Below are 12,408 nucleotides of genomic sequence, written 5' to 3'. Positions count from 1 at the left end.
CCCAAGGCTCAGGCGGCGAAGGTGATCGGCAGCTCCAGCAGGCCGCGGAACGGCGACGCGGCGGGCAGCCGGCGCACCTCGTCGAGGGGCACGCCGAGCCGCAGCCCGGGCAGCCGGCGCAGCAGCGCGGCGAGCGCGATCTGCGCCTCCATCCGGGCCAGCGAGACGCCGAGGCAGTAGTGCACGCCGTGCCCGAAGCCCAGGTGCGGGCCGCGGACCCGGCGCAGGTCCAGCCGGTCCGGGTCGGTGAAGTGCGCGGGGTCGTGGTTCGCCGCGTTGATCGCCACGCCGACGATCGCGCCGCGCGGGATGCACACCCCCTCGTACTCGACGTCCTCGGTGGCGACCCGCGGGCTGGCCACCGGCAGCGGACCGTCGAACCGGAGCAGCTCCTCGATCGCCGCCGGCAGCAGCTGGGGCGTGTTGCGCAGCATCTCGAGCTGCTCGGGATGGGTGAGCAGGGCGAGCATCGCGTTGCCGAGGAAGTCCGCGGTGGTCTGGTGCCCGGCGAACACCAGCAGGAACGTCGTGGTGACCAGCTCCGCCTCGGAGAGCGTCCCGTCGCGGTCGACCGCGTCGATCAGCGCGCCGATGATGTCGTCGGCCGGGTCGTCGCGCTTGGCCCGCACCAGGTCGGCGAAGTAGTGGTGCAGGCGCAGCTGGGCCTCCTGCACGGCCGCCCGCTCCTCCTGCGGCGGCCGCCGGGTCGAGCCGGAGGTGCGGATCACCTGGGTCCAGTCGAGCACCCGGTCGTGGTCCTCCGGCGGCACCCCGAGCAGCTCGCAGATGACCGTCATGGGCAGCGGGATGGCGAAGTCGTGCATCAGCTCGGCCTGGCCCTGCGGGAGCATCTTGTCGATCAGGTGGTCGACGACCTGCGCCACCCGCGGCCGGAGCGCCTCGATCCGCCGCGGCGCGAACGCCTGGGAGACGACCCGGCGCAGCCGGGTGTGCTCGGGCGGGTCGGAGTTGAGCATGTTGCGGTTCAAGCCCTCGGAGTTCGGCCCGAAGATCCGCAGGTAGTGCTGGCCGGGACCGTAGAGGTCCTTGGACAGCCGCGGGTCGGTGAGCGCCGCCCGGGCGTCGTCGAAGCGGGTGATCAGCCAGGAGTCGAAGCGCGGGGAGCTGACCGGGCACACCGGCCGGTCGTTGCGCAGCCGGGCGAAGGTCGGGTAGGGGTCGGCGGCGAACCCGTCGGTGTAGAGCTCGCTCGCCGGAACGGCGTCCTCGGTCATCGGTCCTCCTCGGGTGCGCTGCCCACGCTGTGCAGCACCTGGTAGGTGTGCCGCTGCGCGGACTCACGCAGCTCGCGGATGATGCGCAGCAGCCGGTCCCGGTGCGCGCTGCGGCCGAAGGCGTCCAGCCGCTCGCGGTCCGCCCAGTCGCTGATGATCAGGTAGCTGCGCGGGTCGTCGGCGTCGCGGACCAGGTCCTGGTGCAGGCAACCGTCCAGTGTGCGGATCTCCTCGGCCGCGCTGCGCCACTCCGACTCGAAACGCTCCTCGCAGCCCTCCCGGGTGCGCATGGCGAGCACGGTCCGCACCCGGGTCACCGGGCACCCCCGAACACCAGGTGCAGGTGCTTGCGGAGCGCGTCGGCGTCGACCGGCTGGCTGCGGAAGCCGACGTGCCCGTCCGGGCGGACCAGGTACAGCCCGGTGCCGGTCAGTCCGTACGCGGCGCGGAACCGGCCGTCGGCGTCGCACACCGTCGGCGGGTCGAGCAGCCGCGGCTCGGCGGCGTCCGGACTGAGCAGCAGGTACGCGTCGACCTCCCCGGCCGCCTGCCGCCGCACGTCGGCGCAGAGCTCGGCGATGGCGCCCAGCGCCGCCTCGTCGGCCGACGCATCGGCGTAGAGCAGCAGCGTGTGGCGGGTGCCGCGGGTCAGGTCGCGCAACCGCAGCGGGTGGCCGACGCCGCGCCGCAGCAGCCCGTCCACGTCGGGGGCGCGGTCGCCCGGACGGGGGGCCTCGCCCAGCGCGTCCGGATCGGACACGCACTCACCGACCAGCGGGCTGCCCGCGTAGCTGAGCAGCATGGACATCTCCTGGAGGAACTGCCGCTTCAGGTCCTCGCGGTCCAGCTCGTCGGTGAAGGCCATCCGCACGGCACGGCCGACGATCTCCTCGCCCTCCGGCCGCCGCTCGGTCTCGTAGCTGTCCAGCAGGCCGGGCGCGGCGATCCCGCGTACCGCCAGGGCCAGCTTCCAGGCCAGGTTCCAGGCGTCCTGGATCCCGGTGTTCATGCCCTGGCCGCCGGCCGGCGGGTGCAGGTGGGCCGCGTCGCCGACCACGAACACCCGGCCGTCGCGGTAGCGGTCCACGATGCCGTGGCTGATCCGGAACACCGACGACCAGCGCAGGTTCGAGGCGCGGGTGCCGGGCGGGGCGAGGTGGTCGAGGGCGGCCTGGACGTCGGCCAGGGTCGGTGCGCCCAGCTCCGCGCTGAACCCGGGCGGGGCGTCCTGCCCGCCGGTCTGCGCGAAGAACCGGGGCGGGGCCAGCGTGGCGATCCGGTACCGGCGCTCGCCGCGCAGCGGGACGCAGACCAGCATGCCGTCCATGCGGCCGTCGGTCTCGTGCAGGAACCGCAGCAGGTGCCCCTCGGGCATGTCCCAGTCCACGTCGACGTCGCCGAGCATGAACAGCTGCGGGAACCGGCCCAGCCCGCCGGTGAAGGTCAGCCCGAGCAGCTCCCGGACCCTGCTGTGCGCGCCGTCGCAGCCGACCAGGTACTTCGCGCGCACCGTCTCGGTGCCGCCGTCGGCCGTGGTGACGGTGGCCGTCACGCCGTCGTCGTCCTGCGCGAAGTCGACCAGCTCGGCGCCGCGCCGGGGGCGCACCCCGAGGGTGGCCAGGCGGGCGGTGAGGATGCGCTCGGTCTCGTACTGGGGCAGTCCGAGGTGAGCGTACGGCAGGCCGGGCAGCTCCCAGCTCATCCGGTGGGTCTCCGCCCCGTTGACGAAGACCATGTTGCCGGTGAGCCAGATCCCGGCGTCCATGGCCTCCCGGACGACGCCCTGCTCCTCCCAGATCTCCATGGTGCGGCAGTGGACGCCGATCGCCTTGTCCGCCTGCCCGGCCGGGGTGGCCAGCTTGTCGATCACCCGGCAGTCGACACCCCGCCGGGCCAGCTCGACGGCGGCGGTCAGCCCGGCGGGCCCCGCCCCGACGACGAGTACGTCCGTTGTCCTGTGCACGTCGGCCTCCCTGCCGGTGGTGGGGTGGCGCCGGCCGTCCCCGTCGGGCACGACGTGGAACAGGCGGCGCCGGATGTCGAGAAGGAACGGCGCGATCGGCCCGGCCTGCGCGGAGGCGTGGGCCGGGTCGGCGATCCAGCGGAGGAACTCCCCCGCGCTGTTCCACTCGGCGAAGATGTGGTGCACGTCCGACCCGGGTTCGCGCAGCAACTGCTCGCGCCGGTACCCGGGTATCCCGGCCATCCGCGCCCGGACCTCCGGGTAGCCGCGGTGGAACTCGGCGAGCCGGGGCGCCGGCACGGTCAGCTCGACGTCCACGTAGACCGTCGAGTCGCCCGTGCCGTGCTCCCGCAGCACGGGGTAGTCGACCGGGCCGCCCGGCTCGGTCAGCGGCCGGACGAGCTCGGCCAGCCGCGCGGCCACCGGCCCGTCCCGGTACGCCCGCAGCGCCTCCTCGTCGGCCCACTCGGTGACGAGGACGAACCCACGCGGGTCCAGGGCGTCGAGCAGCAGCTCGTGCCGGAGGTTGCCGGCCAGCCCGCCGACCTGCTCCGCGACCGTCCCCCACGCGGACCGCACGGTGGGCTCGCAGCCCTGACGCGCGCGCAGCCGGAGCATCGTCCTGATCATGAAGTCCCCTTCGACGGCCTGCGGGAGACGGTGGAGCTGTCGCGGCCGGTGCTGCCCGAGCCACCACGTCGTCGCGCTGCGACCCTGCCGGAGGTCGCGTCAACCCGCCGTCACGGGCGGCCCCGGCGGCGTCCCCGCCCGTTGACGCCGTGGGGACGGGACCCCGCTACGAGGATGCGGGGAGGGACGGGTCCGGGCCGTCGCCGGTGGAGCCCGTGCTCGCCCGCTGGGTGGCGCGGGGGGTGGAAGCCGCTGGGTGGCGCAGGGTTGGAAGCCGCTGGCCGGCGCGGGGTCAGGCGTCGAGTGCGCGGACCGTGCGGAGCAGGTGACCGGCCAGGTGGAGCGTCGAGCCGCCGGTCTCCGCGACCACGTCGATGCTCGTGACCTCGGTGTCGACCCACTCCGGCCCGGCGAAGGCCGCCCGCAGCTCCGGCTCGGTCAGGCCCCAGCCGTGGCCCGCCTCCGGCGACACGGCCAGCACGAAGACGGCAGCGCCCGGCGCGGCGAGGCCCGGCAGCGACGCGAGGTAGCGGTCCACCGCGCCGCCGTTGCGGTGGATGCTGTGCAGCAGGCCGGAGTCGAACACCGAGTCGAACGGCGCCGAGGGCAGCGACAGCTTCGTGGCGTCCTGGACCTCGAAGTGCACCGACAGGCCCTCGGCGGCGGCCTTGGCGCGGGCCTGGTCGATGGCCACGCGGGAGATGTCGACCGCCGTCACCCGGTGGCCGCGCCGGGCGAGGGCGATCGCGAGATCGCCGCTGCCGCAGCCGATGTCGAGCACCGTCGGGCCCCGGACCCCGTGGTCGAGCACCTCGGCGAGCGCCGGTTGGGGACCGCCGATCTCCCAGGGCGGCCCGCCCGAGTCGGCGGTGTCGCGGTAGACCTCGTCGTAGTCGTGCCCACCGTGGACGGGCTCGTCGCGGTGCGCCTCGACGTCTCGTGCGCTCACCTGACCCCCTGGACGACCAGCGTGGCCGGAACCCGGTCTCGACCCGCACCCTACCGCGCTCCGGCTGGTGCGCGCCGCCCTCGACTAGGCGAAGAGGCGGGCCAGTTCGGTGCGGGAGCGGACGCCGAGCCGGTGGAAGATGTTGCGCAGGTGGTGGTCGATCGTCCGGGTGGAGAGCGACATCCGGGTGGCGATCTCCCGGTTGGTGGCCCCCTCGGCGACCAGCTGGGCGATGTGCAGCTGCTGGCCGGTCAGCAGCTGCGCCGGCGGCTGCTGCGGGGATCCGACCGACTCCCCCGCCGCGCGCAGCTCCGCCCCGGCCCGCTCGGCCCAGACGGTCGCGCCGAGCAGGGTGAACGTCTCCCGCGCCCGGTGCAGGTACGCCCGGGCGTCCCGCGGCCGGCGGGCCCGGCGCAGTTCCCGGCCGAACAGCAGCTCGGTGCGGGCCCGCTCGAACCGGTCGGTGTCGGTGGGGTGCAGCCGCAGCGCCGTGCCGAACTCCCGCTCGGCCTCGGCGCTGCCGCGGGGCGCGAGCAGGGCGTGGCAGCGGGCGGAGAGGGCCCGGCGGGACGGACTCGCCGTGCTGCTGGCCCAGCGGTCGAAGACGGCGAGCGCCGCGGTGGGCCGCCGGCCGTCGTGGGCGGCGGCCTCCACCAGGTACGGCGTGGCCATCACCTGCACGAGGACCTGGCCGCGGCCGGTGCCGGTGCGGGCGAGCGAGGCCAGCCGGGTGGCCGCGTCGGCGTGCCGGCCGTCGACCAGGTCGAGCACGCCGAGCGCCCACTGCGCGTACGCGTAGGGGCGGCTGCCCGGGGTGGCGCCGTCGCCGATCTCGGCGATCCGGGCGAGGCTGGTGGCCCGGTCGGCCCGCACCGCGGCCAGCACGGCGAGGATGCCGAGGTGGACCTGGGCGCAGGTCCGCTGGCCGGTCGCGCGGGCCACCCGCAGCCCCTCGTGGGCGGTCTCCGCCGCCGTGGCGTGCCGGCCCAGCCAGTACTCGGCGACGGCGCGCAGCTCCAGCGCCCGGGGCAGCACGGACCGTTCGCCGCGGGCCCGGGACAGCTCGACGGCGCGGTCGGCCAGCCGGTGCGCCGCGCCGTCCACGGCCACCAGCAGCCCGGCCACGGCGGCGCAGACCAGCGCGGCCGGGGTGAGCGCCGGCCCGGTCAGCCGGCCGCCCAGGACGACGACCCGGCGCAGCGCCGGCCCGCCCTGCTCGTGGTCGCCGCGCAGGGTCGCCCCGACGCCCGCCGCGAACGTGGTCAGCAGCTCGATGTCCGGCGGGTCCCCGGGCCGGCGCAGGGCCCACGCCCGGCGCGCCACCTCGGCGTACCGGTAGTGGTCGCCGGTGAGGCAGATGGCCTCGCCGGCCCGGACCAGGCCGAGCAGGGCGGCCCCGCGGTCGGCCGGCGCGACCGCCTCGGCGGCGGCGAGGAGGGTGACGACCGCGGTGGACGGCGCGTCGCAGCGGAGTTGGATCTCGCCGCGCAGCAGGTCGGCCGCACCGGTCGCGGCCGGGCCGGCGGGCGGCCCGGCGAGCAGGTGCCGGGCCTGGTCGGGGTGGCCGGCGGTCCAGGCGCAGCGAGCCGCCGCGACGGTCCGGGCGGCGGCGCGAGCGGGGTCGTCGCTCAGTTCGGCGGCGCGCCGCAGCGCGGCGGCGGCCTCGGTCCGGTCGTCCGCGCCGGCGGCGGCCGCTTCCAGCGCCGCGGCCAGCGCCGGATCGGGACCGTCGGCGGCGGCGGCGCGGTGCAGGGCCCGGCGCAGCGGTCGGGCGCCCAGCGCCCGGGCGAGCAGCAGGTGGGCCGCCCGCCGGTCGGCCGGCGGCGCGACGACCTCGATCATGGTCCGGGTCAGCGGGTGGGCGAAGGTCACGCCCGCCGGGCCGGAGCGCAGCAGGCCGGCGGCCTCGGCCGGTGCGAGCGCCTCGACGTCCACGCCGGCGGTGCGCCCGGCACGGTCCAGGGCGGCGGGATCCCCGTCGCGGTCGAGCGCGGCGAGCAGCAGCACCCGCCGGGTGTCCGGCGGCAGCCGGTCGAGGCGGGCGCGGTAGGCGGCGCCCAGCGCGCCGTCGGCGGGTGGGGCGGCGGGCAGCGGCTCGTCCCCGTTCCACTGGCCGGGGGTAAGCGCGCCGGCGAGGTCGACGAGCGCCTGCGGGTTGCCGCCGCTGACCGCGGCCAGTCCGGCGGCCACCGGGGCCGGCGGTGGGGCGGACCGCCGGTCGGCGAGCAGGGCACGGCACTGCTGCTCGTCCAGCGGGGGCAGCCGGCGGGCGGGCAGGTCACCGGCCGCCGCCGCGCCGGCCGCGGTGAGCACGAGGGCGACCGGCAGCCGGCTCAACCGGCGGGCCACGACGGCGAGGGTCGCGGCGGTCTGCGGGTCGCCGGCGTCGACGTCGTCCATCGTGCACAGCAGCGGGCGGTCGCGGGCGACGACGGCGAGCAGGCCGAGCACGGCGGTGGCCAGCGTCAGCCGCTGGGCGTCCGGGCAGCCGCCGCCGGTCAGCACGCGCCGCAGCACCCGCCGTTGCCGTTCGGGCAGCGCCCCGGCCCGGTCGAGCACCGGGTCGAGGAGTCGTTGCAGGCCCGCGTACGGCAGGGTCGCCTCGTCGGCGAGCCCGGCGCCGGCGAGGACCGCCCGCTCACCGGCGTTCCGCCGGGCGTACGCCAGCAGGGCGCTGCGGCCCGAGCCGGGCTCGCCGTGGAACAGCAGCGTGCCGCCGGCCGCCCGGTCGAGCAGGCCACGCACGGCCTGGCACTCGTCGTCGCGACCCCGCAAGGTTATTTGCACTCTGAATGCAGTAACCATGCATCCAGTTTCACCTATCGGTAACCAGTCGGAAAAGACTTTGTCCCTCGGGATCCGCCAGCAGCGCCGCCACGGTGCGGGCCATCACCGCCCGGGCCGGGCCCACACCGAGCCCCAGCCCGTCGCGCAGCATCGACCAGGTCGACCACATGCTGGCCGCCACCAGGGCGTGCACGAGCTGCTCCCGCCCCGGACCGGCCCGGTCCAGCTCGGCGGCGAACAGCTGCTCGACCTCGTCGCGGACCCGGTCGATGTGCTTGCGGCGGTTGCGGTGCAGCTGCGGGGAGAGCGGCTCGCGCAACTGCGCCGCCCGGGCGGACGGCGCGATGAGATGCAGCAACCGGGCCCGCTGCCGGCAGTAGGCCTCGACCCGCTTCGCCAGCGGCAGCGCCGGGGAGATCGGCCGCCAGGCGGCGTCCTGGCGGCGCAGCAGCTCCTCGCCGCTGGCTTCGAACAGCGTCTCCATGTCCTTGAAGTTGGTCCACAGCGTGCGCGGCGAGACACCGGCCCGCTCGGCGATCCGGTCGCCCGTCGGGCGCAGGTCACCTTCGGCGATGAGGGCGAGGTGGGCCTCGACGATGGCGGCCCGGGTGCGGGTGGCCCGCGCGGCCCGTCCGTCGACCCGGCCCGGGGAACCGGTGCCGCCCATCCCGCCCGCCTCCTCCACGCTGGCCGAGTCTAGGGCCGCCCCGCACGGCGGGGCGGCCGCCGTGGCGGCCGCCCCGGTTGGCGAGGCTCAGGAGCTGGGGCAGGTGTTCCGGTACTCCTCGATGGCCAGTCCGCTCGGGCCCGGGCAGAGGAACTGCTCGTAGCGGGTGTCGTTGTCCACGAAGCGCTTCAGCCAGGCCACCGTCTGCTTGGCCATCGGCGTGTTCACCGTCTGCGGGAAGAAGTGACTCGCCCCGTTCAACTCCAGGTACGCCTTCTCGGACGACGCCGGGATGCTGTTGTAGAAGGGCTCCGAGTGGGTGGCGACCGGCGCCACGGTGTCGCTCTCCCCACCGACGATGAGCGTCGGCACCGTCACCCCGGACCAGGTCTTGTCCAGGTTCCACGGGGCCAGCGGGACGGCGGCCTGCAGGGACGGCCGGGCGGCGGCGGCTTCCAGGGTGCCGCCCCCGCCCATCGAGTGCCCGGCCACGGCGAGCCGGCTGGCGTCGATCCGGCTCCGGACCGTGCTGCGCTGGACCAGGTAGTCCAGCGCGGCCAGGAGCTGGCGACCACGGCTGTCCGGCTGGTCGTAGAGGGTGTTGGTCTCGATGCCGATGACCACGAAGCCGTGCGAGGCGATCCGCGGTCCGAGCCAGCTGAGGCTCGACCAGGTGGCCGTGAAGCCGGGCGAGATGGCGATGGCGCCGAAGGTGCCCTCGCTGGTGCTGGTCGGGTAGTAGACGACCCCGCCGCCGAAGCCGGTGACGCTCAGCGAGGAGACGTTGTAGGACGAGGTGGCGAAGGGACCGCGGCTGGCCTCCAGGATGGCGCTGGTCGGCGCGGGGCCGCGCTCGTAGGGGTTGTCGGCGGCCTGCGCGCCGGCGGGGACGGCCAGGGCGCCGCCGAGGGCCAGGACGGCCGCCGCGGCGAGCCGGCCCAGGGCGTGGAGGCGGGTACGGGGACGGGGGGTGGTGGCTGATCGCACGTCGGTCGCTCCTAGTCGGGTAGGGAGATCCATCGACATGCGTCAGTATTGGAGCGCTCCCCCGGCCACCGCATCGGCGAAATCACCGGTCGTCGCGCGCCGAGCCACGGCCGCCCCGGGTGATCGCCGGCCGCGGCCAGGTGTGCCGCCCCCGTTTCCGGGAATGGCAGGCCGGCCGGCGAGGGCGACGGAGGTCAGGTGGGCAACGGGAGGCAGGAGCAGGGTGAGCCCGGGACGGGAGCCGCCGATCCGCGGCGCCCGGCCGGGGAGGGCGACGGCCTGCACCACAGCGGCCCGACCATGTCCGACCCGGACGTGGTCCTGCAGATCCCCCACCTGCTTGTGGACGACATCTGCGCCGAGGTCGACGACCTGGACGCCCACGTGTCCCTTCGCGCCCGGCTGGGCGGCCTGCTCCAGCTCGACGTCGGCGCGCAGGCCCGGCTGGGCACAGTCCGGATCGACATCCGGGGCGTGACCACCGAGGCGACGCTGGAGGTCCGGCTCGACGAGCTGAACGGCATCCTCGACCGCGCGTTGAGCACCATCGACCGCAACCCGCAGATCATCGAGGCCGTGGTCCGGACCGCCGACGCCACGGCCGCCGGGGTGGGCCCGCCCGTGCCGCCGCCGCCCGAACCGCCGCCCCGGCGGCCGGCCGACGCGCCGGGCGGGTCGGCCGGCTCTCCGGGGCGTACGCCGTGGCGGCGGATGAAGAAGCTCGCCAGGGACGGCCGGCCACTGCGGCGGGCCGCGGCGCGGTTGCTTCCCGGCACGGGACCGGAGCCGGGAAGCAACGGATGACCGGCCGGCGGCCTACCCGTCGAGGTCGGTACGTGGGACCAGTTCCGGCGACCAGCGGACGTCGTAGCGGGGCGCGGCGACCGACTGGGCGAAGGCCGCCGACGCGGCGCGGGAGCTGACGATCCGCCAGTCCATCTCCTTGTCCACCTCGAACCAGATGAGGCCGATCACGTCCCGGTGCTTCGGCAGCGCCCGGAAGGTCTCCCGGATCCAGTCGGCCTTTCGCCCCCCGGCGTCGGAGGCGCCGGTCTCGGTGACGACCAGCGGCCGCCGGCTGAAGGTGCGGATCTCGGCGATGGTGGGGCCGAAGATGGCGTCGAAGGACGAGTACCGCGACCAGGCCCCGGTGCCGTAGTAACCGGTGGCGCCCACCCAGTCGACGTAGTCGTCGCCGGGGTAGAGCTGGGCGAGGTTCCCGGTCGTCTTGTTCCACCGGGCGTTCGGGCTCCACACCCAGATCACGTTGGTGGCGCCGGCCCGCTCGAAGATGTCGTGCACGTGGCGCCAGGCCTCGACGTACTCGCCGGGCCGGTTGCCGTTGGCCTTCTCGCCCCACGGGTACCAGTCGCCGTTCATCTCGTGGGCGAACCGGATGGCGACCGGGTAGCCGAGCGACTTGACGCCCTCGGCCCAGGAGCGGAGGTAGCCGTCGAACTCGCCGCCCGCGATCCGCGACAGGCGGTAGCGCGGCTGGGTTGCGCGCACCCGGTCGATCTGGCGGGCGGTCAGCTTCCGCTGCTTGCGGGCCGCCTGGTCCACGCGGTAGTCCCAGGGTTCCCAGCCGAGCATGGGCAGCATGCCGCGGACCTTGATCCGGTCGAACAGCCCTCGGTCGAAGGTGCCGGACGCCCAGCCCACGCCGAAGAGCATCACCTGCGGCTGGCGCCGCGCGGCCGCGGCGAAGCGGTCCACCGCCGCGAAGTCGTACGGGCCCTTGTCGGTCATCACGCCGATGAAGGCCTTGCCGGCCGGCGGGAAGAGTTCCGGGGCCAGTTGGAGTGGTGGGCTGGCGGCACCGGCCGGCACCACCGCGCCCGATCCGGCGGGCGCCGGCGGGCGTGGCGCGGCGCCCTCCCCACCCCCGCTCACGGTGGTCGGCGCCAGGGCAAGGGCGTAGGCCAGCAGCAGCGCGGCGATCACCAGCACGAGGAGCCGGGGCCTGGTCAGCCGTGCCACGTCACCACCCTCTCCACCGCCACCCGCTCGAACGTCGAGCCAGTTTATGTCGCTTATTGCTTTATGTCCGGATAACTAGTCCTCCAGCTTGGTGCGCGGGACCATCCCGGGCGTCCAGCCGAACCGGTAGCGCGGGTCGGCGACCGCCGTGGCGAAGGCCTGCGCCACGGCCGGCGAGCTGACGATGCGCCAGTCCAACTCCTTGTCCACCTCGAACCAGATGAGACCGAGGATGTCCCGGTGACGCGGCAGGGACCGGAACGCGTCCGCGATCCACTCGGCCTTGCGCCCCGTGGCGTCCGAGGCGCCGGTCTCGGTGATGACGAACGGCTTCCTGCTGAACGCGCGGATCTCGGTCAGGGTCGGGCCGAAAATCGAATCGAAGGACCGGTAATCCGTGTAGGCCCCGATGCCGTAGTAGCCCGTGACACCCACCCAGTCGACGTAGTCGTCGCCCGGATACAACCCGGCGAGCTTCGGGAGCGAGTCGTCCCAGCTGGCGTTCGGGCTCCACACCCAGGTCACGTTGGTCACCCCCGCCGCGCGGAAGAGCTCGTGCACGTGCCGCCACGCCTGGACGTACTCGCCCGGGCGGTTGTCGTTGGTCGCCTCGGCCCACGGATACCAGTCACCGTTCATCTCGTGTGCCAACCGGATGGCCACCGGGTAGCCGAGGGACCTGATCCCTTCGGCCCAGGACCGCAGGTAGGGGTCGAAGTCCCCGGCCGTGATGCGGGACAACCGGTAGGCGGGTTGGTGGGACCGGATCTCGTCGATCTCCCGGGTCGGCAGCTTCTTCTCGCGGGCCGCCCGGTCCACCCGGTGGTCCCACGGCTCCCAGCCCAGCATCGGCAGCATGCCCCGGCTGCTGATCCGGTCGAAGAGCGCCCGGTCGAACGGGTCGACGTTCCACGACGCGCTGAAGAGCAGCACCTGCGGCCGGTGTTCCGCGGCCGCCGTGAACGAGTCCACCGCCGCGAAGTCGTGGGGTCCCTTGTCGGTCATGACGCCGACGAACGCCTTGCCGGCCGGCGGGAACGGGTCCGCCGCCGGCCGGGGCGGGGACTCCGGCTCGGCCTTCGCGGGCCGGTCCGACCGGCCGTCCTCCCGGCCCCCGGACAGGGCGGTCGGCGCCACGCCGACCGCGTAGGTCAGCAGCAGCGCACCGGCCAGTGCCAGCACGACGCGCGCCGCGGTCAGCCTCCGCACC

10 protein-coding genes are annotated in these 12,408 nt (G+C 75.2%); 1 reads left to right on the top strand and 9 read right to left on the bottom strand.

Annotation, left to right across the window (positions count from 1 at the left end; translation table 11 throughout):
- Positions 1-8: 8 nt before the first annotated feature.
- The 7 genes from NFX44_RS28765 to NFX44_RS28735 all read right to left on the bottom strand — a co-directional run bounded on the left by NFX44_RS28765 (position 9) and on the right by NFX44_RS28735 (position 9,257).
- Complete coding sequence (locus tag NFX44_RS28765; RefSeq protein ID WP_262286741.1) at positions 9-1,235, bottom strand: cytochrome P450; 1,227 nt, start codon at positions 1,233-1,235, stop codon at positions 9-11.
- Complete coding sequence (locus NFX44_RS28760) at positions 1,232-1,552, bottom strand: putative quinol monooxygenase (RefSeq protein WP_262286740.1); 321 nt, start codon at positions 1,550-1,552, stop codon at positions 1,232-1,234. The genes NFX44_RS28765 and NFX44_RS28760 overlap by 4 nt, the downstream gene beginning before the upstream one ends.
- A complete protein-coding gene (locus NFX44_RS28755; protein ID WP_262286739.1) occupies positions 1,549-3,828 on the bottom strand; it encodes an FAD-dependent monooxygenase in 2,280 nt (759 codons plus the stop codon). Before NFX44_RS28755 ends, NFX44_RS28760 begins: the two co-directional genes overlap by 4 nt.
- Positions 3,829-4,120: 292 nt before the next feature.
- Positions 4,121-4,777 carry a bifunctional 2-polyprenyl-6-hydroxyphenol methylase/3-demethylubiquinol 3-O-methyltransferase UbiG gene (locus NFX44_RS28750; protein ID WP_262286738.1) on the bottom strand — a complete coding sequence of 219 codons (657 nt, stop codon included), beginning with the start codon at positions 4,775-4,777 and terminating at the stop codon, positions 4,121-4,123.
- Positions 4,778-4,861: 84 nt separating this feature from the next.
- Positions 4,862-7,552 (bottom strand): LuxR family transcriptional regulator, encoded by a 2,691-nt coding sequence (locus NFX44_RS28745; RefSeq protein WP_262286737.1) that lies wholly within the window; start codon positions 7,550-7,552, stop codon positions 4,862-4,864.
- A gap of 40 nt (positions 7,553-7,592) precedes the next feature.
- Positions 7,593-8,231 carry a TetR/AcrR family transcriptional regulator gene (locus NFX44_RS28740; RefSeq protein ID WP_262286743.1) on the bottom strand — a complete coding sequence of 213 codons (639 nt, stop codon included), beginning with the start codon at positions 8,229-8,231 and terminating at the stop codon, positions 7,593-7,595.
- 87 nt (positions 8,232-8,318) lie between these two features.
- Positions 8,319-9,257 (bottom strand): alpha/beta hydrolase, encoded by a 939-nt coding sequence (locus NFX44_RS28735; protein WP_262286736.1) that lies wholly within the window; start codon positions 9,255-9,257, stop codon positions 8,319-8,321.
- A gap of 159 nt (positions 9,258-9,416) precedes the next feature.
- Here NFX44_RS28735 and NFX44_RS28730 point away from each other — a divergent pair, with 159 nt between their 5' ends.
- Positions 9,417-10,022 (top strand): hypothetical protein, encoded by a 606-nt coding sequence (locus NFX44_RS28730; protein WP_262286735.1) that lies wholly within the window; start codon positions 9,417-9,419, stop codon positions 10,020-10,022.
- 12 nt (positions 10,023-10,034) lie between these two features.
- On the opposite strand, the gene NFX44_RS28725 is transcribed toward NFX44_RS28730, so the two are convergent.
- Together NFX44_RS28725 and NFX44_RS28720 are read right to left on the bottom strand one after the other, a co-directional pair.
- A complete protein-coding gene (locus NFX44_RS28725; protein WP_262286734.1) occupies positions 10,035-11,198 on the bottom strand; it encodes a glycoside hydrolase family 26 protein in 1,164 nt (387 codons plus the stop codon).
- 75 nt (positions 11,199-11,273) lie between these two features.
- Positions 11,274-12,407 (bottom strand): glycoside hydrolase family 26 protein, encoded by a 1,134-nt coding sequence (locus NFX44_RS28720; protein ID WP_262286733.1) that lies wholly within the window; start codon positions 12,405-12,407, stop codon positions 11,274-11,276.
- Between the last annotated feature and the right edge of the window lies 1 nt (position 12,408).

Source organism: Micromonospora sp. MA102, assembly GCF_025460765.1.
GTDB lineage: Bacteria > Actinomycetota > Actinomycetes > Mycobacteriales > Micromonosporaceae > Micromonospora > Micromonospora halotolerans.
This window is presented reverse-complemented; position numbering and strand designations above follow the sequence as displayed.